Source organism: Kitasatospora sp. NPDC018619 (genome assembly GCF_044391605.1).
Taxonomy (GTDB): Bacteria; Actinomycetota; Actinomycetes; order Streptomycetales; family Streptomycetaceae; genus Kitasatospora.
The window spans coordinates 47,042-67,906 of sequence record NZ_JBISAI010000006.1 but is presented as its reverse complement, the minus strand read 5'-3'; the positions used below and the strand labels follow the sequence as shown (position 1 = coordinate 67,906).

The 20,865-nt window shown below is 72.7% G+C and carries 18 protein-coding genes and 2 tRNA genes; 4 read left to right on the top strand and 16 right to left on the bottom strand.

Annotated elements, in window-relative coordinates; genetic code table 11:
* Window positions 1-40: 40 nt before the first annotated feature.
* From clpX to ACH5AR_RS11175, 5 genes are all read right to left on the bottom strand, one after another.
* Window positions 41-1,330, bottom strand: a complete 1,290-nt coding sequence (gene clpX / locus ACH5AR_RS11195) for an ATP-dependent Clp protease ATP-binding subunit ClpX (RefSeq protein ID WP_030058268.1) — start codon at window positions 1,328-1,330, stop codon at window positions 41-43.
* 278 nt (window positions 1,331-1,608) lie between these two features.
* The gene (locus tag ACH5AR_RS11190; protein WP_396301100.1) at window positions 1,609-2,271 is read right to left on the bottom strand and encodes an ATP-dependent Clp protease proteolytic subunit; all 663 of its coding nucleotides are present in this window, start codon (window positions 2,269-2,271) and stop codon (window positions 1,609-1,611) included.
* 55 nt (window positions 2,272-2,326) lie between these two features.
* Window positions 2,327-2,947: an ATP-dependent Clp protease proteolytic subunit gene (locus tag ACH5AR_RS11185; RefSeq protein WP_396301361.1), complete on the bottom strand. Its 621-nt coding sequence runs from the start codon at window positions 2,945-2,947 to the stop codon at window positions 2,327-2,329.
* A 267-nt stretch (window positions 2,948-3,214) separates the two neighbouring features.
* Window positions 3,215-4,624, bottom strand: a complete 1,410-nt coding sequence (gene tig, locus ACH5AR_RS11180) for a trigger factor (protein WP_396301099.1) — start codon at window positions 4,622-4,624, stop codon at window positions 3,215-3,217.
* A gap of 305 nt (window positions 4,625-4,929) precedes the next feature.
* Window positions 4,930-5,003, bottom strand: a tRNA-Pro gene (locus ACH5AR_RS11175).
* Between the two features lie 183 nt (window positions 5,004-5,186).
* Between ACH5AR_RS11175 and ACH5AR_RS11170 the strand changes: the two genes are divergently transcribed.
* A tRNA-Gly gene (locus ACH5AR_RS11170) sits at window positions 5,187-5,257 on the top strand.
* Between the two features lie 75 nt (window positions 5,258-5,332).
* Here the strand turns inward: ACH5AR_RS11170 and ACH5AR_RS11165 are convergent.
* Window positions 5,333-5,890 carry a hypothetical protein gene (locus ACH5AR_RS11165; protein WP_396301098.1) on the bottom strand — a complete coding sequence of 186 codons (558 nt, stop codon included), beginning with the start codon at window positions 5,888-5,890 and terminating at the stop codon, window positions 5,333-5,335.
* A 190-nt stretch (window positions 5,891-6,080) separates the two neighbouring features.
* Between ACH5AR_RS11165 and ACH5AR_RS11160 the strand changes: the two genes are divergently transcribed.
* Window positions 6,081-6,872 carry a DUF6348 family protein gene (locus ACH5AR_RS11160; RefSeq protein ID WP_396301097.1) on the top strand — a complete coding sequence of 264 codons (792 nt, stop codon included), beginning with the start codon at window positions 6,081-6,083 and terminating at the stop codon, window positions 6,870-6,872.
* A 33-nt stretch (window positions 6,873-6,905) separates the two neighbouring features.
* Here ACH5AR_RS11160 and ACH5AR_RS11155 read toward each other — a convergent pair whose 3' ends face one another.
* From ACH5AR_RS11155 to ACH5AR_RS11140, 4 genes are all read right to left on the bottom strand, one after another.
* A complete protein-coding gene (locus tag ACH5AR_RS11155) occupies window positions 6,906-7,103 on the bottom strand; it encodes a hypothetical protein (RefSeq protein ID WP_359914825.1) in 198 nt (65 codons plus the stop codon).
* A 487-nt stretch (window positions 7,104-7,590) separates the two neighbouring features.
* A complete protein-coding gene (locus ACH5AR_RS11150; RefSeq protein ID WP_396301096.1) occupies window positions 7,591-8,730 on the bottom strand; it encodes a PP2C family protein-serine/threonine phosphatase in 1,140 nt (379 codons plus the stop codon).
* 384 nt (window positions 8,731-9,114) lie between these two features.
* Window positions 9,115-9,600 (bottom strand): ribose-5-phosphate isomerase, encoded by a 486-nt coding sequence (locus tag ACH5AR_RS11145; RefSeq protein ID WP_396301095.1) that lies wholly within the window; start codon window positions 9,598-9,600, stop codon window positions 9,115-9,117.
* 58 nt (window positions 9,601-9,658) lie between these two features.
* On the bottom strand, window positions 9,659-10,258 hold the full coding sequence (locus tag ACH5AR_RS11140) for a biotin transporter BioY (protein WP_396301094.1): 600 nt from the start codon (window positions 10,256-10,258) through the stop codon (window positions 9,659-9,661).
* Between the two features lie 266 nt (window positions 10,259-10,524).
* Here ACH5AR_RS11140 and ACH5AR_RS11135 point away from each other — a divergent pair, with 266 nt between their 5' ends.
* Window positions 10,525-11,952 (top strand): amino acid permease, encoded by a 1,428-nt coding sequence (locus ACH5AR_RS11135; RefSeq protein ID WP_396301093.1) that lies wholly within the window; start codon window positions 10,525-10,527, stop codon window positions 11,950-11,952.
* 228 nt (window positions 11,953-12,180) lie between these two features.
* On the opposite strand, the gene ACH5AR_RS11130 is transcribed toward ACH5AR_RS11135, so the two are convergent.
* Window positions 12,181-12,813, bottom strand: coding sequence for a disulfide bond formation protein DsbA (locus ACH5AR_RS11130; protein ID WP_396301092.1), 633 nt, complete (start codon window positions 12,811-12,813; stop codon window positions 12,181-12,183).
* A 218-nt stretch (window positions 12,814-13,031) separates the two neighbouring features.
* Here ACH5AR_RS11130 and pepN point away from each other — a divergent pair, with 218 nt between their 5' ends.
* Window positions 13,032-15,596, top strand: coding sequence for an aminopeptidase N (gene pepN, locus ACH5AR_RS11125; protein ID WP_396301091.1), 2,565 nt, complete (start codon window positions 13,032-13,034; stop codon window positions 15,594-15,596).
* A gap of 84 nt (window positions 15,597-15,680) precedes the next feature.
* Here pepN and ACH5AR_RS11120 read toward each other — a convergent pair whose 3' ends face one another.
* The 5 genes from ACH5AR_RS11120 to ACH5AR_RS11100 all read right to left on the bottom strand — a co-directional run bounded on the left by ACH5AR_RS11120 (window position 15,681) and on the right by ACH5AR_RS11100 (window position 20,857).
* A complete protein-coding gene (locus tag ACH5AR_RS11120) occupies window positions 15,681-15,980 on the bottom strand; it encodes a putative quinol monooxygenase (RefSeq protein WP_396301090.1) in 300 nt (99 codons plus the stop codon).
* Window positions 15,980-16,945, bottom strand: a complete 966-nt coding sequence (locus tag ACH5AR_RS11115) for an NAD-dependent epimerase/dehydratase family protein (RefSeq protein WP_396301089.1) — start codon at window positions 16,943-16,945, stop codon at window positions 15,980-15,982. The genes ACH5AR_RS11120 and ACH5AR_RS11115 overlap by 1 nt, the downstream gene beginning before the upstream one ends.
* A 71-nt stretch (window positions 16,946-17,016) precedes the next feature.
* Window positions 17,017-18,261, bottom strand: coding sequence for an MFS transporter (locus ACH5AR_RS11110; protein WP_396301088.1), 1,245 nt, complete (start codon window positions 18,259-18,261; stop codon window positions 17,017-17,019).
* Window positions 18,258-19,607, bottom strand: coding sequence for a hydrolase (locus ACH5AR_RS11105; protein WP_396301087.1), 1,350 nt, complete (start codon window positions 19,605-19,607; stop codon window positions 18,258-18,260). The genes ACH5AR_RS11110 and ACH5AR_RS11105 overlap by 4 nt, the downstream gene beginning before the upstream one ends.
* A complete protein-coding gene (locus ACH5AR_RS11100; RefSeq protein WP_396301086.1) occupies window positions 19,604-20,857 on the bottom strand; it encodes an ATP-grasp domain-containing protein in 1,254 nt (417 codons plus the stop codon). Before ACH5AR_RS11100 ends, ACH5AR_RS11105 begins: the two co-directional genes overlap by 4 nt.
* Window positions 20,858-20,865 lie beyond the last annotated feature (8 nt).

Genomic DNA, 20,865 nt, shown 5'->3' with positions numbered 1-20,865 from the left:
GATCCGGTGCGGGGCCCCTTCGCGGTCCGGAGGCCTCGGGTCAGGCGCTCTTGTCCCGGCGCTCGCGCTTGATCATGTCGCGCGGCACCAGGGTGGGGATGGCGTGCTTGGAGACCACGTCGCCGGTGACCACCACGCGGGCGACGTCCTGACGCGAGGGGACCTCGTACATCACGGACATCAGCACCTCCTCCATGATGGCCCGCAGCCCGCGCGCGCCGGTGCCGCGCAGGATCGCCTGGTCGGCGATCGCCTCCAGCGCGTCCCGGGAGAACTCCAGCTCCACGCCGTCCAGTTCGAACAGCTTGCGGTACTGCTTGACCAGCGCGTTGCGCGGCTCGGTGAGGATCTGGAGCAGCGCCTCGCGGTCCAGGTTGTGCACGCTGGTGATCACCGGCAGCCGGCCGATGAACTCGGGGATCATGCCGAACTTCACCAGGTCCTCGGGCATCACCTGACGGAAGTGGTCGCTGGCGTCCGACTCCCGCTTGGAGCGGATGTTGGCGCCGAAGCCGATGCCCTTGGCGCCCGCGCGGCCCTCGATGATCCGCTCCAGGCCCGCGAACGCCCCGCCGACGATGAACAGCACGTTGGTGGTGTCGATCTGGATGAACTCCTGGTGCGGGTGCTTGCGCCCGCCCTGCGGCGGCACCGAGGCGGTGGTGCCCTCCAGGATCTTCAGCAGGGCCTGCTGCACGCCCTCGCCGGAGACGTCCCGGGTGATCGACGGGTTCTCGCTCTTGCGCGCGACCTTGTCGATCTCGTCGATGTAGATGATCCCGGTCTCGGCCTTCTTGACGTCGTAGTCGGCCGCCTGGATCAGCTTGAGCAGGATGTTCTCGACGTCCTCGCCGACGTAGCCGGCCTCGGTCAGCGCGGTGGCGTCCGCGATCGCGAACGGCACGTTGAGCATCCGGGCGAGGGTCTGCGCCAGCAGCGTCTTGCCGGAGCCGGTGGGGCCCAGCAGCAGGATGTTGGACTTGGCCAGCTCGATGGCGTCCTCGCGGCCGTTGCCGCCGCTGCGGCCCGCCTCGCCGGCCTGGACGCGCTTGTAGTGGTTGTAGACCGCCACCGACAGCGCCTTCTTGGCGAGGTCCTGGCCGACCACGTACTGGTCCAGGAACTCGTAGATCTCGCGCGGCTTCGGGAGCTCCTCGAAGCGCACCTCGGAGGTCTCGGCGAGCTCCTCCTCGATGATCTCGTTGCACAGGTCGATGCACTCGTCGCAGATGTACACGCCTGGGCCGGCGATCAGCTTCTTCACCTGCTTCTGCGACTTGCCGCAGAACGAGCACTTGAGCAGGTCGCCACCGTCTCCGATGCGTGCCACGAGGTGCTTCCCCTTCGCCAGGGGCCCCGCGGGGGTTCCGGGGCCTGGTGCTGTGGACCGTCAACGCCGACGGCGCTCGGTCTCGCTATCCGACGGTACTCTGCCGGGCCCGTGATTCCGGCCTCTTCGCCAGGTCTGCCCTACGCCCTGGGCGAATTGATACCGAACAGATGCCGTCGCACGGGCCCGCCGATGGGCCGGGGCGGGGTGCGCAACCGCGTGCGCACCCCGCCCCGGCGGACCCCTCCGGCTCCGTCACCGGGCGGAGGGAGCCGACCTCAGGAGGTCAGCGAGGTCTTGCGGGTGGTGATGATCTGGTCGACCAGACCGTACTCGACGGCCTCCTCGGCGGTGAGGATCTTGTCGCGCTCGATGTCGTCGCGCACCTGCTCGGCCGTCCGGTTGGAGTGCTTGGAGAGCATCTCCTCCAGCTGCTCGCGCATCCGGAAGATCTCCTTGGCCTGGATCTCCAGGTCCGACACCTGGCCGCGGCCGGTCTCGGTGTACGGCTGGTGGATCAGGATGCGGGCGTTCGGCAGCGCCATCCGCTTGCCGGGGGTGCCGGCCGCGAGCAGCACGGCGGCGGCGGAGGCCGCCTGGCCCATGCAGACCGTGGTGATGTCCGGCTTGACGTACTGCATGGTGTCGTAGATGGCCGTGAGGGCCGTGAACGAGCCGCCGGGCGAGTTGATGTACATCTGGATCTCGCGGTCCGGGTCCATCGACTCCAGGCACAGCAGCTGCGCCATGATGTCGTTCGCCGAGACGTCGTCGACCTGCGAGCCGAGGAAGATGATGCGCTCCTCGAACAGCTTGGCGTACGGGTCGTACTCGCGGATGCCCTGCGTGGTGCGCTCGACGAAGCGCGGGACGATGTAGCGGCCCTCGGCGCGCATGTCCTCGACACGGGCCTGGGCGGCCGACAGGCTGGGGATGTTCATGGGGTCCTTGTCCTCCGGGGCGTTGGGGCTGTGGTGTCGCGGGCCGGGCCCGGGCTCAGGCAGCGCCCGTGCCGCCGCCGCCGGGGACGTCCGCGGCGCTGTGCATGATCGCGTCGATGAGGCCGTACTCCAGGGCCTCCTCCGGGGTGAACCAGCGGTCGCGGTCGGAGTCCGCGGTGATCTGGTCGAAGGTCTGGCCGCTGTGGTGGGCGATCAGCTCGGACATCCGCTTCTTGGTGCGGAGCAGCTGCTCGGCCTGGATCCGGATGTCGGTGGCCGAGCCGCCGAGGCCCGCGGAGGGCTGGTGCATCAGGATGGTGGAGTTCGGCAGCGAGAAGCGCTTGCCCGGGGCGCCCGCGGTCAGCAGGAACTGGCCCATCGAGGCCGCCATGCCCATCGCGATGGTGACGACGTCGTTCTTGATGTACTGCATGGTGTCGTAGATCGCCATGCCGGCCGAGATCGAGCCGCCCGGGGAGTTGATGTAGAGGAAGATGTCCTTGTCCGGGTCCGCGGCCAGCAGCAGCAGCTGCGCGGTGATCTTGTTGGCGATGTCGTCGTCGACCGCCTGGCCGAGGAAGATGATCCGCTCGTTGAGCAGCCGGTTGTAGACCTGGTCGCCAAGACCGCCGAGCACGTCACCAGCGGCGGCGTGCGGCGCCATCGGGCCAGGCATCTGCATCTGCGGGAACGTCACTTAGCCACCTGCTCAGTCGATTTGGACGGTCGCTCCACGGCCGTCACGGTGTCGCACAGCTTCCGGGTATCACGTCGTGATTGTTGCTGTCCAAGGACCCTAACGCGCAGGCCGGGCCGCAGAATCCCTCACGCAGAACTGTTCGCTGTGAGCGCAGGGTCGAGGCGGCCGCGGCCCGGACGCGCAGCGGGCCCGGACACCGTACGGCGTCCGGGCCCGCTGCGGCCGGAAGGGCTACCGGGGCGCTCAGGCCTCGGTCTTCTCCTCGGCGGCGGCCTCGTTCTCCGGGGCAGCGGTCTCGGCGGCGGCCTCGTCGGTCTCGGCCGACTCGTCCTCGTCGTCGAAGTTGATCTCGTTGCCCTCGGTGTCGACGACCTTGGCGGCCTCGACCACGGTGGCCAGGGCCTTGCCGCGGGCGACCTCGCCGACCAGCAGCGGGACCTGGCCGCCCTGGACGACCTGCTGCGCGAACTGGTCCGGGGTGAGGCCCGAGCCGGCGGCGCGGCGGATGAGGTGCTCGGTCAGCTCCTCCTGGTTAACACCCAGCTCCTCGTTGGCGACGATCTGGTCCAGGACGAACTGGGTCTTGATGCCCTTCTTCGCCTGCTCCTCGATCTCCGCGTCCCACTCCTCGCGGGTCTTGCCCTGGGTCTCCAGGTAGGTGTCGAGGTTCAGACCCATGGGCTCCAGCTGGTGGTGCTCCACGTTGTGCTTGCGGGTCTCGACCTCGTCCTTGAGGAGCTTCTCGGGGTACTCGATCTCAACCAGCGCGAGCAGCGCGTCCAGGACCTTCTCCTGCGCCTGGGTGGCCTGGTCGTACTCCTTCATGCGCTCCAGGCGCTTGCGGGAGTCGGCGCGCAGGTCCTCCAGGGTGTCGAACTCGCTGGCCAGCTGGGCGAACTCGTCGTCCAGCTCGGGCAGCTCCTTCTCCTGGACGGCGGTGACGGTGACGGTGACCTCGGAGGTCTTGCCCGCCTGGGTGCCACCCTTGAGCTCGGTCTCGAAGGTCTTCTCCTCGCCGGCCGACAGGCCGACGACGGCCTCGTCGATGCCGTCGATCAGGCGGCCCGAGCCGATCTCGTAGCTGACGCCGGTGGCGGTGCCGTCCTCCGGCACCTCGCCGTCGACCTTGGCGACCAGGTCCACGACCACGATGTCACCGGCGGCGGCGGCGCGCTCGACGTCCTTGACCGAGGAGAAGCGCTCGCGCAGCTGCTCCAGCGACTTCTCGACGTCCTCGTCGGCGACGACGATCGGGTCGACGGTCACCTCGATGGAGGAGAACTCCGGGAGGGTGATCTCGGGGCGGACGTCCACCTCGGCGGTGAACTTCAGGTCACCGCCGTCGGCGATCTTCTCGACACCCTCGATGTTGGTGATGTCGGGCTGGCCGAGGACCTCGATCTTGCCCTCGTCGACGGCCTGCGTGTAGAAGCGCGGCAGGGCGTCGTTGACGGCCTCCTCCAGCACGGCACCACGGCCGAAGCGCTGGTCGATGACCCGGTTCGGGATCTTGCCCTTGCGGAAGCCCGGGACCGAGACCTGCTGGTTGATCTTCTTGTACGCCGCGTCGAGGCTGGGCTTGAGCTCCTCGAAGGGCACCTCGACGGTGAGTCGAACCCGGGTCGGGTTCAGAGTCTCGACGGCGCTCTTCACGGTTTGGTCTCCTATGGGCTTGCGGTCGGGTTGTCTCCGCCCGTCCCCGTCGCCCGGCCGGAGCCGGAAGGGGGGTCGGACGAGACGGGCGATGGGCGGTTGGAGCTGCATCTCCCGTGGGGTGGACGGTGAGCTTGACTCCTCGCCCTCGTGCGGTTGACCTGGGTGGACGCCACAGGGACTACCGCCAGCGCCCCATCCTACCGGTACCACGAAAGGCGGACGCCAGACGCCACCGTACCGCCGCCCCGGCGCTCCGACACAGAACAGGGCCCCGCCCCGGTGGGCGAGACCCTGCCGCACTGTCGGGGTGACCGGATTCGAACCGACGGCCTTCCGCTCCCAAAGCGGACGCGCTACCAAACTGCGCCACACCCCGTGGTGCCGAGAGGAAGCGTACACGCCGGGCCCGCAGGGCTCGGCGACCAATTCCGCGCGGGCGCCGCGCGACGATACACCGCGCGGGCGCGCGGGGTGCGCGTGCGGTCCGGTGTGCACGCGGGCGCCCGGACCAGGTAGGCTGTCCCCCGAACTTCCGGCCGGTGACGGCTCGGAGGGTCGTGCGGGCGTAGCTCAATGGTAGAGCCCTAGTCTTCCAAACTAGTCACGCGAGTTCGATTCTCGTCGCCCGCTCTCCGGCCCGGCCCCGGTGCGCCCAGCGCACCGGGGCCGTCGGCGTTCCCGGGGCCGGGAGCCGCGGAGGAGCCGCTAGAGGCCGAGCCGGGCGGCCCGGGCGGCGGCCCGGTCCAGCAGCCGGTGGACGTCGCCCTCCCGGGTGGTGGGGCGGTCGTTGTACTCGTCCGGGGAGCGCGCCGGGCGGCCGGTGGCGTGCAGCACCTCCATCAGCTGGGCCCGGGCGGTGCGCACGGTGGCCGGGGTGCCGTAGCCGTGCGCCAGGACGGCGGCCTGGGCGCCGAGCAGGCAGACCCGGCCGGCCTCGTCCCACATCGCGCCCTGGAGCCAGCCGTGCGCCCCGATGTACCGGGAGGCGAGCCGCAGGTGGTCGGCCGCGCTGACCGGGACGGGCCGGGCGGGCCGGCCCAGCGCCCGGTCGAGCAGGGTGGCCCGGGGCTCGGGGTGGCCGGCCTGCCAGGGCCGCGGGGTGCTGCCGTACGGGCAGACGTACGGCACCGGGGTGCGCGCGGGCACGGGCAGCGAGGCGAGGTAGGCCTCGACCTCGGCGGCCAGCCCGGAGTCGGCGGGGCCGAACGGCGGCGGCCCGGGGGCGAGGAGGACGGGCGGGGGCGGGGCGGTGGTGCGGGGCATGCGGGTCCTCCGGGCGGACGGCCTTCAGGTTCCGCTGCCCAAAATGGGGCATAAGGGGCATTTGCGCGACCGGAGGACCGCACCGTCCGCATGGTTTCCCGGGGAGCTGTCGGGCCGATAGCCTCGGCGGCGTTCGAGCGCAGTTCGAGCGCGAGCGCAGCCGCCGCGCTCCCGAGGTGGAGGAGGCCCGGTGCGTCCGCAGGAGCGACTGGCCGTCATACAGCGCCGCGTGGTCGTGGAGATGGCGCGACTGGGCCAGGTGTTCCGCCCGGACGGCGAGGTGGTCCGCGGCCCCGGCACCACGGCGGTGGCGGTCCGCGAGCACCCCGGGGACGACGGCGCGGGGCACGTGGACCTCGGCTTCGTGCTGCACCTGGGCCGGGCGGACGCCCCGGTGGTGTGGGACTGCGCGGCCGGCCTCGGCAAGACCGAGGAGGAGAAGCTCGCCAACGCGGTGAAGATGTGGGCGACCACCACCGCCCCGGTGCTGGTCGAGCTCGCGGAGGGCCGCGGGGTGCACGCCGACCGCCCGGCGCTGCCCGAACTCCCGGGCTGGCGCGCGGTGCAGGGGCCGGCCGCGGTGTTCGGCTTCGGCAACGAGCGGCTGGCGGGCTGGCTGGCCGAGCACCGGGTGCTGCCGGCCCTGGCACCGGCGCTGCGCGCGGAGTTGACCGGGCCGGGGCCGGTGGGCGTCAAGCTCTTCCTGGGCGGGAAGGCGGGGGACGACGTCGCCGAGGTCCGGGTGGGCGGCGAGGTCTCGGAGGCGGCGTCGGCGGCGCTGCGCGCGCTGGACTGGCCGCGGGGTGAACGGTTGTGCTGGGCGCGGCTGTTCGTGCTGCTGACGGCGGAGCCGGCGGTGGCGGGGCAGCATGCGACGGCGGGTGCCGAGGCACCCGCACCGATGCGTGCCCCGGCCCCGGCGGCCACGCGCCCCCGGGGACTGTTCGCTCGCTGGCGGGAGGCCAGACGGGCCGGCCGGTGACCCCTCGACGGGGCCTCGGACGGCCCGGCCGGATCAGCCTCCGGTGATGCCCGAGATGCTGTGGGCCAGGTTGGCCAGCAGGGAGTTGATGGAGCCCGCGACCGTGGTCTCGTGCAGCATGAAGCCGAACAGGGCGGCGACGATCGCGTGCGGGATCTTCATCTGCTTGTTGCGGATGAAGATGATGCACAGGATCGCGAACAGGACCAGCGCGGAGACGGAGAGTGCCACCCGGACTCACTTCCTCGTTTTCATAGCGGGGTGCCACCGCCCGGCGGCACCTGCGACAGCGGACCCCGGCCTGTCCGACGGTCCCGAGGCGGAATCGCGGACCGTCCGGCACACCAGCCGGTGAGGGAGCCCACGGTCGACCGCTGTCTGTCGTGCCGCACGTGACGCCCCCTATCCCCCGAATCCTGAACAGTCCCGCCCGGACTCAGTGTGGTCGACCGTGCCGATTGCGTAAAGGTCTGAAAGTCAGCCCAACGCCGATATCCTGCGATGCGAGACGAGTTTCCGCCGACCGGGACGATAGCGGAGCCGCCCTGACGGATCGTCGGCGGGGCCGTGCTGAGCGGCCGGGAAACGGTCGGAGGCGGGGAACGGAAGCCGCTGGTCCGGTCAGCCCACGGGGCGTCCGATTTGGCTGAAGATCAGCTGCCAGGCTTGACAGCCGCGCCTGCCCGCGGCATGTGCCCGCGGCCGGGGCCGCACGCGGTCAGTCGCGCCAGAGCAGCAGGACGGCGCGGTCGTCGTTGATGTCCCGGGCGACGGTCTCGATCAGCGCGCCCGCGGCCCCCGTGCCGGTGCCCGGTCCCCCGCCGGGCACCAGCCGATCCGCCTCCCCCATCAGCCGGTCCATGCCCTCCGCGAGGTCCCGGCCCGGCGCCTCGACCATCCCGTCGGTGCACAGCATCAGCACGTCGCCCCGGTTCAGCCGGCCGCGCACGCCCTCGAACTTGGCGCCGTCGTAGATCCCCAGCAGCGGGCCCTCGGCCTGCTTGACCTCCCAGCGCCCCTCCCCCGCCAGGCGCTGCATGCCCGGCAGGTGCCCGGCCGAGAGCAGCTCGTACTCGCCGGTGTCCAGGTCCAGCACCAGGTGCACGGCGGTGGCGAAGCCCTCCTCCCAGGACTGGCGCAGCAGGTAGCCGTTGGCGGCGGGCAGGAAGTCGTGTGCGGGCAGCGAGCCGACCAGGCCGCCGAAGGCGCCGGAGAGCAGCAGCGCGCGGGAGCCCGCGTCCATGCCCTTGCCGGAGACGTCCGCGAGGACCACCTCCAGCAGCCGCTGGCCGGGGCCGGTGCGCGCGGCGACCACGAAGTCCCCGGAGAAGGACTGGCCGCCGGCCGGGCGCAGCGCCATGTCCGCGTGCCAGCCGTCCGGCAGCTCGGGCACCCGGCTCTGCACCCGCAGCCGCTCGCGCAGGTCGAACAGCATCGTGGAGCCGCCCCACCAGGGCACGCCGACCCGGGCCCGGAACTGGGCGAGCAGCAGGCCGCCCACCCCGGCGGCGCCGACCACCAGGGCCGCGCCCGGGGTCACGCCGTAGATGTAGGCCTCGGGGTTCTCGCTGGCGACCCGCTGGCCGGTGTGGATCACGGACTCGGAGGAGAGGCCGAGGGCGGCCAGCGCGTAGAGCACCACCAGGCTGCCGGGGCGCAGCAGCAGGGCGCCGGCCAGGATCGGCAGCACCAGGGAGGTGGGCGGGGCCCAGTCGGGCATCCAGATGTTGAGCAGGATCAGCAGCGGGACGAGCAGGGCGAGCGCGCAGAGCACCGGCCAGTCGGCGGCGCCGCCGCGGAAGTAGTCCACCCCGGCCGTGCGCAGCCTTCGGCGGACCCGGCGGACCCTCTTGCGCAACCGGGCCGTCACGGACTCGGACGCCGGAGCGGCGCCGGGCCTCGTCGCAGTCGTCTGGGGCGGTGTGCCCGGCGCTCTGCCAGCCATGGGGTCCGACCCTATCCACGGGCACCGCCCGGCGTCGACGGGCCGGGGGCGGGCGGGGGCGCCGGAGCGCCGGGCGTCCAGCGGGTTTCGGCCGATCGGGGCGGGTGCGGGCGTGCCGTCAGGAGGCCTGTGCGGGTTGGGCGTACGAACCGTGCGGGCGGCGCGTGCGCCCCGCGTGCGGGGGGCGGGGGCACGCGCCGGCCTGTGGCCGATCCCACAGGCGTCGCCGGGGCCGGGAACGGCGGCGGCCGGTCGCACGGTGGGTGCGGCCGGCCGTCGGGAGGGTGGACGGGGGGATCAGCCCTGGGGGTGGTGGGCCGGGATCGGCGGGAGCTCGCCGGTGGTCTCGTACTCGCTCAGCATCTCGATCCGGCGGGTGTGCCGGGGCTCGCCGCTGTACGGGGTGGCGAGGAAGACCTCGACGAACTCGGTGGCCTCCTCCAGCGTGTGCATGCGGCCGCCGATGGAGATCACGTTGGCGTTGTTGTGCTGGCGGCCGAGCTCGGCGGTCTGGGTGCTCCAGGCGAGTGCGGCCCGCACGCCCTTGACCTTGTTGGCGGCGATCGCCTCGCCGTTGCCCGAGCCGCCGATCACGATGCCGAGCGCGTCGGCGTCGGCGGCCGTGCGCTCGGCGGCGCGCAGGCAGAACGGCGGGTAGTCGTCCTCGGCGTCGTAGATGTGCGGCCCGCAGTCGACCGGCTCGTGGCCGGCCCCCTTGAGCCACTCCACGAGGTGGTTCTTCAGTTCGTATCCGGCATGGTCGGAGCCCAGGTACACGCGCATGCCACGAGTGTGGCATGCGCGTGTACCCGGGCCCGACAACGGGGCGCCGCGGGGGCGGTCAGCGGCGGCCGAGCAGCTTCCAGGCCAGCGGGAGGGCGCCCGCGGCGAGGGCGGCCTTGAGGGCGTCGCCGACCAGGTACGGGTAGAGGCCGAGCTCGGCGGCGCGGGCCAGCGGCACGTGCAGCGACAGGGCGAGGTAGGGGACGCCGACCGCGTAGATGGCGAGGCTGCCGAGGACCATGGTGACGGCGGTGCGCACCGGGCTGCGGTCGGCGCCGCGGCGGGCCAGCGCGCCGGTCAGGCCGGCGGCGAGGACGAAGCCGAGCACGTAGCCGAAGGAGGCCGTCGCCCAGCCGGAGGTGCCCTCGGCGAACCAGGGCAGGCCCGCCATGCCGGCCAGCAGGTACAGCACGAGCGAGGCGATGCCGCGGCGCGCGCCGAGCGCGGTGCCGACCAGCAGGGCGGCGAAGGTCTGGCCGGTCACCGGCACCGGGGAGCCGGGGACGTTGACCGAGAGCTGGGCGGCCACGCCGGTCAGCGCGGCGCCGCCGGCCACCAGGGCCAGGTCGCGGACCTGGGCGCCGAGGCGGGTGGAGGCGGCGGGCAGCAGGTCGGCGAGGACGGCGCGGCGCGGTATCGGGGTGGTGGCAGTGGCCATCGGGGCTCCTCCGTGAGAGTCCAGGTGAGTGAACACCTGTGAACCTACGTGGTGATCCACGGGGCGAACGGCACGGTTTCGGACAAACCCCTGCCCGTGGGTGTTGTCGGAACCGGCCGGGCGGCACCCCTGGTCACGACATGGTCACGGAAGGTTTCGGCATGGTCCGCATGGTGGGCCTGAATCGAACATTCTTGGCATGGACAGGGGTGCCGCCGGATATTGGACAGCTCATGTCGCATACCGCACAGTCTGGAACCACCCCTATGGCCCCCACTTCCACCCCAGCGGCGACCGGGACCCCCGACGGCACCCGACCGGCCGTAGGCCCGGCGTCGGGCGGCCAGCAGCTCTCCCACGGGCTGAAGCAGCGCCACCTGTCGATGATCGCCCTCGGCGGCGTGATCGGCGCCGGCCTCTTCGTCGGCTCCGGCGCCGGCATCGCGGCCGCCGGCCCGGCGATCATCCTGGCGTTCGCGCTCTCCGGCCTCCTGGTCATGCTGATCATGCGGATGCTCGGCGAGATGTCCGCGGCCCGCCCCGCCTCCGGCTCGTTCTCGGTGCACGCCGAGAAGGAGCTCGGCCCCTGGGCCGGGATCACGGCCGGCTGGATGTACTGGGTGATGCTCTGCTGCGGCGTCGCCGCCGAGGCCACCGCCGCCGGGAAGATCGTCAACGGCTGGATCCCCGGCGTCTCCGCCTGGGTCTGGGTCGGCCTGTTCATGGCCTTCTTCTGCGCGAGCAACCTCACCGCGGTCAAGAACTTCGGCGAGTTCGAGTTCTGGTTCGCCGCGATCAAGATCGCCGCCATCGTCGCCTTCCTGGTCCTCGGCGGGCTCGGCATCGCCGGCGTGATCGGCCCCGGCGCCCCCGGTGCGGCGAACCTGACCGGCCAGGGCGGGTTCCTGCCCAACGGCACGCAGGGGCTGATCGTCGGCCTGCTCGCCTCGGTCTTCGCGTACGGCGGCCTGGAGACGGTGACCATCGCCGCCGCCGAGTCCGACGACCCCCAGAAGAACGTGGCCAACGCCGTGCGCACCGCGGTCTGGCGGATCGCGATCTTCTACATCGGCTCGATGGCCCTGGTCGTCACGCTGGTCTCCTGGAAGGACCCGAAGGTCGTCGCCGATGGCCCGTACGTCACCGTGCTGAGCCACCTCGGGGTGCCCGCCGCCGGGACGATCATGCAGGCGGTGGTGCTGGTCGCGCTGCTGTCCGCGATGAACGCCAACATCTACGGCTCCTCCCGGATGGCGTACTCGCTGGTCGGCCGCGGCCAGGGCCCCCGGGCGCTGGCCAAGGTCAGCGGCGGGGTGCCGCGCAGAGCCGTGCTGGCCTCCTGCCTGTTCGGCTTCGGCGCCGTGCTGGCCGCCAAGTTCTGGCCGGACACCGTGTTCACCTGGCTGATGAACACCACCGGCGTGGCCATCCTGGTGGTCTGGCTGTTCATCTGCCTCGTCCAGCTGCGGATGCGCCGCCGGCTGGAGCGCGAGGCGCCCGAGCTGCTCACCGTGAAGATGTGGGGCTACCCGTACCTGACCTGGGTCGCGATGGCCGCCGTGGCCGGCATCCTCGCCCTGATGACCACCACCGAGGGCAACCGCGAGCAGCTGTACGCGGCCGGCGTGCTGGTCGCGCTGCTGACCGCCGCCGGGCTGCTCAAGCAGCGCCGGAACGCCGCCGCCGCGCGCTGACCTCCCGGCACGCAAAGCGGCGGGGGGGCGGGGCCCGGCGGGGGCGGGGCCCCCCCCCCCCCCCCGGCCGCCCCCCGGGGGGCCGGGGCGCCCGGGGGGGGGGGGGGTTGAGGGAGGATCCCCCCGGGGGGGCCCCCCCCCCGGGCGGGGGGGGCCCCCCCCGCCCCCCCCGGGGGGGGGGGCGGGGGGGGGGGGGGGCCCCCCCCCCCCCGCCGCTCCCCGGGGCCGCTACTCGAAGGACGGGCCGGCCGTGCGGGTGCGCTTGATCTCGTAGAAGCCCGGCGTGGAGGCCACCAGCAGGGTGCCGTCCCACAGCCGGGCCGCGGCCTCGCCCTTCGGGGCGGGGGTGACCACCGGGCCGAAGAAGGCCACCCGCTCGCCGTCCGCGCCCTCGACCGCGATCACCGGGGTGCCGACGTCCTCGCCGACCAGGGTGATGCCCTCCAGGTGCGAGGCGCGCAGGGCCTCGTCGTGGGCGTCCGTGTCGGCCGCGTCGGCCAGCCCGACGGGCAGGCCCGCGGCCACCAGGGCGGCCTCGACCGTCTCCCGGTTCTGCGGCAGGCCCTGGTTGTGGAAGCGCACGCCCAGCTCGGTGTAGAGCCGGCCGAGCACCTGCGGCCCGTGCTGCTCGGCGGCCGCGATGCAGACCCGCACCGCGCCCCAGGCGTTGTCCAGCAGCTCCCGGTAGTTCTCCGGGAGGTCCCGGTGCTCGTTGAGCACCGACAGGCTCATCACGTGCCAGTTCACGTCGACCGGCCGCAGCCGCTGGACCTCGATCAGCCAGCGGGAGGTCATCCACGCCCACGGACAGGCCGGGTCGAACCAGAAGTCGGCGGTCTTGCGCTCGGCGGCAGTCGTCACTGCGAGGCCCTTCGTGAGGTGGTCCGGGAGGGGCGGTGCTCCGCCCCCGAACGCCAACACCCGCCCGACGGCACTGATTCCGGCGCATCGGCACGGTCTGTGCAATGGTACTGACCCGGCGTGGCGTGAAAGGATGGCCCCGCGCGGAACACACCCCGCGCCGAGACCGCACCACCCACAGGCGCACCACCGTGCGAGCCGGACAAAGGAGTACCGCCGTGCCGGGCAAGAACCTCAGCCGCGACGAGGCGCAGCAGCGGGCCAGCATCCTGGCCGTGGACGGCTACCGGGTCCGGCTGGACGTGACCTCGGCCCCGGACCGGGCGGCCGGCACCTTCCGTTCCACCACCACCGTCACCTTCCGCTGCTCCCAGCCCGGTGCGGCCACCTTCCTCGACCTGCTCGCCCCCGCCGTCCGCTCGGTCGTCCTCAACGGCCGCGCCCTCGACCCGGCCACCGCCTACGACGGCGCCCGGGTGCACGTCGACGGCCTGGCGGCCGAGAACGTGCTCACCGTCGAGGCGGACTGCGCCTACAGCCGCACCGGCGAGGGCCTGCACCGCTTCGTCGACCCGGTGGACGGCGAGACCTACCTCTACACCCACTACGAGCCGGCCGACGCCCGCCGGGTGTTCGCGAACTTCGAGCAGCCCGACCTGAAGGCCCCGTTCACCTTCACCGTGACCGCCCCGGCCGCCTGGGACGTGTGGTCCAACGCGCCGCACGAGGCCGTCACCGCCGAGGACGGCTCGCGCACCTGGGAGTTCGCGCCGACCCGGCCGATCTCCACCTACCTCACCGCCGTCGTCGCCGGCCCGTACCACGTCGCCCGCGACCACTACCGCCGCGAGCTGGCCGACGGCACCGCGCTGGAGATCCCGCTCTCCGCGATGTGCCGCAGGTCGCTGGCCCCGTACTTCGACGCGGACGAGATCCTCGGCGTCACCAAGCTCGGGCTCGACTTCTTCCACGAGGAGTTCGACTACCCGTACCCCTTCGGCAAGTACGACCAGGCCTTCGTCCCCGAGTACAACATCGGCGCGATGGAGAACCCCGGCTGCGTCACCTTCCGCGAGGAGTTCGTCTTCCGCTCGAAGGTCACCGACGCCGCGTACGAGGGCCGGGCCAACGTCATCCTGCACGAGATGGCCCACATGTGGTTCGGCGACCTGGTCACCATGCGCTGGTGGGACGACCTGTGGCTGAAGGAGTCCTTCGCCGACTTCATGGGCTCCTACGGCTTGATCGGCGCCCGCACCCGCTACTCCTCGGCCTGGGTCACCTTCGCCAACCAGCGCAAGGCCTGGGCCTACCGGCAGGACCAGTTCCCGACCACCCACCCGATCACCGCGGACATCCGGGACCTGGAGGACGCCAAGCTCAACTTCGACGGCATCACCTACGCCAAGGGCGCCTCCGTCCTCAAGCAGCTGGTGGCGTACGTCGGTTCGGAGGCCTTCTTCGAGGGCGCCCGCCGCTACTTCAAGCGCCACGCCTTCGGCAACACCGAGCTGGGCGACCTGCTGGAGGTGCTGGAGGAGACCAGCGGCCGGGACCTCGGGGCCTGGGCCGCCGCCTGGCTCCAGACCTCCGGCGTCAACGCGCTCACCCCGCAGGTCACCACCGACGCCGAGGGCCGGATCACCGAGCTGGCCGTGCTCCAGGACGGCGACGTGCTGCGCCCGCACCGGATCGCCGTCGGCCTGTACGACCGGGACGCCGACGGCGCCCTGGTGCGCACCGCGCGGATCGAGCTGGACGTCACCGGGGCCCGGACCGTCGTCACCGAGGCCGCCGGGCTGGCCCGCCCGGCCCTGGTGCTGCTCAACGACGACGACCTGACCTACTGCAAGGTCCGCTTCGACGAGGTGTCGCTGGAGACCCTGCGCACCGGCCTCGGCGACATCCGGGAGGAGCTGTCCCGCGCGCTGGCCTGGTCGGCGGTCTGGAACCTCACCCGGGACGGCCTGGTGCCGGCCCGCGACTACGTCGCCCTGGTGCTGCGCTTCGCCGGCCAGGAGGGCAACATCGGCGTGCTCCAGTCGCTGCACGCCCAGGCCAAGACCGCCGTCGACCTGTACGCCGACCCGGCCTGGCGCGGCGAGGGGGGCCGGCTGCTCGCCGACGGCGCCCTGCGCGAGCTGCGCGAGGCCGTCCCCGGCAGCGACCACCAGCTGGCCTGGGCCCGCTTCCTCGCCCAGACCGCGGGCGGCGCCGAGCACCTCGGGCTGGTCCGCGGCCTGCTGTCCGGCAGTGCCCGGATCGACGGCCTGGAGGTCGACCAGGACCTGCGCTGGGCGCTGTGGCTGGCCCTGGCCTCGGCCGGCCAGGCGGGCGACGAGGAGCTGGACGCCGAGCTGGCCGCCGACAACACCGCGAGCGGCAAGCGGCACCACACCCTGTGCCTGGCCGCCCGGCCCACCGCGGAGGCCAAGGCCGCCGCCTGGTCGGCGGTGATCGACTCGGACGAGCTGCCGAGCGCCCTGGTCGAGGCCAACACCGCGGGCTTCTCGATCCCCGCCCAGCGCGACCTGACGGCCCTCTACGCGGCGCCGTACTTCAAGCTGCTGGAGCGCGTCTGGGCCGACCGGACCATCGAGATCGCGATGCGGATCGTCGGCGGCCTCTTCCCGATCGCCCAGACCGACGAGCAGACCCTGGCCGAGGCCGACGCCTGGCTGTCCGGGCACCCGCAGGCCGCGCCGGCGCTGCGCCGCCTGGTGCTGGAGCGCCGCGACGACCTGGCCCGCGCACTGCGGGCGCAGGCCTGCGACCGGGTCTGACGGCCCGTACGCCGCGACGGCCGCGGGCCCCGTCGCTCCTGGATCCCAGGGGCGGACGGGGCCCGCGGCCGTCGTGCGGGGGGGTCAGCCGGCGGTCCCGGAGACCGGGACGCTGGGGTGCACCTCGCGCTCGACCCGCGGCAGGATGTCCGGGATGTAGACCTTCTGGATCGCGTCGCCGCCGTCGTGCGCCTCCCAGGCCTCGCGGCTCGCCCAGCGCTCCACCAGGACGAAGCGGCCCGGGTCGTCCTGCGAGTGGTAGGCCTCCCAGCTGACGCAGCCGTCCTCGGCGAGGCACAGCGGGCGCATCCGGGCCAGGGCGTCGGCGACCGCCGGGACGCCGTCCGGCTCGGTGACCCTGACGATGACGATGAGGTCGAACATCACTGCTCCTTGGCGGTGGTGGGAACGGTCCCGGCGGCCGCGGCCCGGCCGAGCGCGGGCAGCCACTCGGCGATGGGGGTGAACCGGTAGCCGAGCGAGGCGGCGCGGTCGGCCGACATCGCGAAGTCGGCCGGGCAGGAGAACGGGGACAGGTCGGGGTCGCCCGCCGGGTCCTCCTTCTCGATGACCTGGGCCGTCAGCCCGGTCGCCCCCTCCACCGAGGCAACCACATCGTAGACGGAGGCCGTGTCCGGGGAGGCCACGTTGACCGCGCCGGTCACCTCGTTCACGGCCGCCCAGGCGAGGAAGCCGGCCGCGTCCTCGGCCCGTACCAGCGAGGTCCGGCCCGGCCGGGCGTGGGCCACCACGGGGCGCCCCTCCCGGATCCGGTCGACGTGGAACCGGTAGCGGCCGGTGAAGTCGCCCTCCTCGGCCAGCACGTGGGCCACCCGGGCCAGCACCACCGGTACCAGGGCGCGGTCGGTCACCGCGGCCTCGGCCTGGCGCTTGCCCTCGCCGTAGTTGGCCTCCAGGTAGTCGTCGTCCTGCCAGGGCAGGGTGAGGTCGTACGGGTACCCCGCCGGGTCGAGCTCCTCCTCACGGGCGAGCGCGCCGAACTCCGGTGCGGCGACCGCCCCGCGGAAGGTGTCCTTGTTGTAGACCTCGATCGTGCTGGTCAGCACCAGCTTCCCGGCCCGGTCGCCGAAGGCCTCGCAGGCCTCGACGGCGGCGTTGGGCGTGTAGCACATCTGGTGCACCACGGCGTCGAACCGCTCCCCGGCGACCGCCCGGGCCAGCTCGCCGGGCCGGTTGACGTCGGCGCGCAGCCGTCGGACGGAGTCCCCGAACGGGTCCGGGGTCCGGCCCCGGGTGACGAGGGTGACCCGGTGGCCGGCCGCCAGCAGCCGGCGCACCAGCAGCTTGCCGAAGTAGCGGGTCCCGCCGATGACGCAAATGTCTGCCATCTGCTCTTTCCTGTCTCTTTCTCTCTCTCGTTCCGACCACGGCCCCGCGACGCGCGACCGCTCGGGTCCTGTCAGGCGGACGCCGCGCCCACGGCGTCGTCCGGGGTGTCCGCCGGGGCCGGGGCGGCCGCGCCCTCGGCCCGGCCCACCAGGCAGACCACCGCGCAGCCGGCGGCCACCACCGCGTCGACGTACCAGTTCGCGCCCGGCACCCCGGCGGAGCGCGACAGGTCGAACAGCACGCCGGCCAGCACCGAGCCGGCCATGTTCCCGGCGCTGCGGAAGAAGTGCATCGCCCCCATCGCCTTGGCGAGCTGACGCTCGGGGACCTTGCGAGCGATCCACATGTCGAAGGACGGCACGAAGAGGATCTCGCCCAGGACCACCGTCAGCGCCCCGACCACCACCCAGGGCGCGCCGCGCCCGGCGCCGAGGGCGGTGAACGCCACCGTCATGCCGGCGAGGCCGACCGCCATCACCACGGCCGGGCTGAACCGGCCGATCAGGAACCTGAACACCGGGTACTGGAGCACCAGGATGCTCAGGCCGGTGATCCAGAACGGCGCGGAGGGCGCCCACTGCGGCACGTACCGCTCCATGTGCAGCGGGATGCCGACGATGAAGCCGATCGACAGGAACCAGAACACCGCCGACAGCAGGAAGTAGCGGGTGGCGCCCCGGATGTCGATGCCCTTGAACACCGCGGTGGAGAACAGCGGCCCGCGCGCCGCCCCGGTGCCGGGCCCGGCCGGCTCCTGGGGCCGGAAGCCGTCCCGGGGGATGAAGGACGAGGCCGCCAGGCAGAACGCCAGGAAGATCGCGAACACCACCGAGAACAGCGTGCCCAGGTCGACGTCGGCCAGCACCGCGCCCAGCATGGCGCCGCCGAACACGCCCACCTGGCCGGCCATCTGGAAGGTCGAGAAGGCCTTGGGGCGCTCGTCGTCCGGGTAGGAGGCGAGGACGTTCTTCAGGCCGGGGAAGGAGGTGCCGGAGCCGAAGCCGATGAAGAAGGCGAGCACGGCGTAGACCAGCACCCCGCTGCCGAAGCCCATCAGGCCGAGCGCCACCGCCTCCAGGGCGGTACCGAGGAAGACCGCACCGCGGATGCCGATGCGCAGCGCCACGCCCTCGTAGAAGAAGGTGGCGAGCAGCCGTCCGACGTACGTCATGGCCATCACGACGCCGGCCCAGAAGCCGCTGTCCACCCCGCCGAGCGAGGCCACCAGCACGGGGAACCAGATGTAGCTGCCGGTGTTCGCGAGGAGGATGCCGGCGTTGACGCCGATCAGCGCCCGCCTGCGGTCGACGGTCACAGTGCGGCCCTCTCCTTCGTGTCGTCCGTCGTCGTCCCGGCCGCCGCGGCGGCGCGCAGCCCGGCGATGGTCCGGGCGATCCCGGCGCGGTCGACCGGCGTCCCCCGCACCACGGTGGCGGTGGGCAGCGCGGAGAGCGGCCGGCCAGGCGCGTGCAGGTTGTAGGTGGCCGGCTGCCCGACCGCGAGCGGGTGGGCGGCGCCGGAGCGGCCGCTCAGCTCGTCGAAGTAGCGCCGGCCGCCGACGGTGGCCTGGTGGCGCAGCGCCCCGGCGAGCGAGGGGTCGTCCCCGCACAGCAGGTCGAGCTCGCCGAGGAGGGAGTAGCCGTGGTACGCCCCGGTGTTGCCCGAGTCGGTGCCCACCAGGAGGTTGCCCTCGCGCAGGGCGGCCAGCGCGTTGCGGCGCATGTCGCCCAGCGCGCCGGTGCGGGTCTCCTGGAGGCCGTAGGTGATCCCGAAGGGCTGCTCCAGGTTGCGGACGGCGTCCAGGTTGCGGACGTCCTGGGTCTCCGCGAAGCCCTCCCGGCCGTAGGCGGCGAGGAAGTCGTCGGCGGTCATGATCATCGGACGCAGCCCGGACAGGGTGGAGACGAACCGGGCGCCCGCGAGGTCCTTCCACTCGGCGTCGGACAGGGTGCGGTCGCGGACGGTGTGGGCGAAGAGCCGGAAGCCGCACTCGTAGGCCCAGCGGGTCTCCTGGAGGGTGTTGCAGTCGATCACCGCGGTGATGCCGCGCTCGGCGGCGATCCTGGCGGTGAACCGCAGCACCCGCTCGGACAGCCGGGAGAAGCGCACCTTGGAGCCGGGCTGCTCGGTGCCGTCGGTGAACATGACCTTGAGGAAGGTCCCGCCCCGCTCGGCGTTGTTGCGCAGCGCCTGGTCGAGGTCGGCCTCGACGGCGAGCATGTAGACCGGGGTCGGGAACTCCACGCCGTGGCCGGAGAGGCCGGCCGCGTTGGTCATCGCCGTCACCGCGTAGCCGCAGTGGACCAGTTCGGGGTACGGCAGGGGCGAGGCGTCCCGGCCGGCCTCCCAGGCGTCGGCCACCATCGGGTAGCCGAACATGTCCACCACGTGGGTGACGCCGTGGTACAGGTACTGGAGGGCGATGATCCGCGGGTCCTCGGCGGTGTCGTCGAAGTTGGCGGGCAGCGCGATGTGGGCGTGGGTCTCGGTGTAGCCGGGCCACAGCTCCGGCTCGTCGCCCCGGCGGGTGCCCGAGGGCTCGATCCGGCTGAAGACCCCGTCCTCGACCGTCACGTCGAACAGCGCCTCGGCGTCCAGGGCGGGGACGGCCACGCCCGACAGTACGGCGGGCCGCCGCTGCTCGGGGGTGGCCGCGCTCACCGGGCCACCTCGACCGACAGGCGCAGGTCGATGCGGTCCAGGCCGTCGCTGCAGCGCTTGGCGGCCTCGTCCCGGTCGCCGCCGGTGAAGATCACGTGGCCGATCCAGTCGAAGTTGCTGCGGGACAGCCGGTTGATGGCCGTACCGGGCTTCTTGTACCCGAGGGCGCTGTGGAAGCCGGGCAGGTCGGTGAGGGCGTCGAAGCCGATCGCCTCGACCGTCCCGGCGACCGGGGAGCCGAACCAGTGGCCGCTGGCCGTGGTCTCGCGGGGGAAGGGCAGCTCGGGCCGCTCGCCGAGGGCCTGCCGGATGACCTCCAGGTACGGGTCCACGCCGGAGGTGATCTCCATCAGGGTCGGCACGATCCCGCCGGCCAGGCGGCCGTTGACCTCGCACAGCACCGGGCCGTCCGGGCCGAGCAGCCACTCGGTGTGGATGAAGCCGAAGTCCACGCCGAGCTCGTTCAGCACGGTGGTGGTGGCGGCGAACAGCTCGTCCTGGAGCGGGTGGCCGCTGAAGTAGGTCAGGCCCATCTCGATGAAGTACGGGAACCCGCTGAGCGAGCGGTCGGTCAGGCCGAGGTTGACGACCTCTCCCCCGGCGAGCACGCAGGACTCGACGGAGATCAGCTCGCCGGTGACGAACTCCTCGATGACGATCTCCGGGATGCGCACCACGCCGCGGCCGTAGTCGGCGACCTGGGCCAGCTCGGCGAGGTAGTCGCGCAGGTCCGACTCGTCCTTGAGGTGCAGGACGTGGAGGCTGGCGGTGCCGTCGGAGGGCTTGGCCACGCAGGGGAAGCCGACCTCGCGGACGGCGGCCTCCACCTCGGCCGGGTCGGTGGCCACCGCGAAGCGCGGCTGGCGCACGCCGGTGCCGTCCAGGGTGAGGCGGGTGAGGTGCTTGTGGCGGGCGTTGCGGGCGCCGTCCACGCTCATGCCCGGCAGGCCGAGCGCCTCGGCGACGGCGGCGGTGTGCACGGTGTGGTACTCGCTGTAGGTGGTGACGCCGTCGATCGGCTTGTCGGCGTGCAGCTGCTGCGCCAGGTCGGTCAGCTCGTCGATGGAGAAGGCCTGCTCGCTCTTGACGACCTGGCAGTTCGGGTGGGCGTAGGCCGCCTCGGTCAGCGGCGAGACGCTGAGGTAGAAGTCGGGGTCGACCGAGACCAGGGTGACGTCGTGCCCCAGCTCCAGGGCGTTGGCGATGCCGGCGATGCCGTTGGGGTTGCACTCGATCATGAGGATGTGCATGGCTGTGC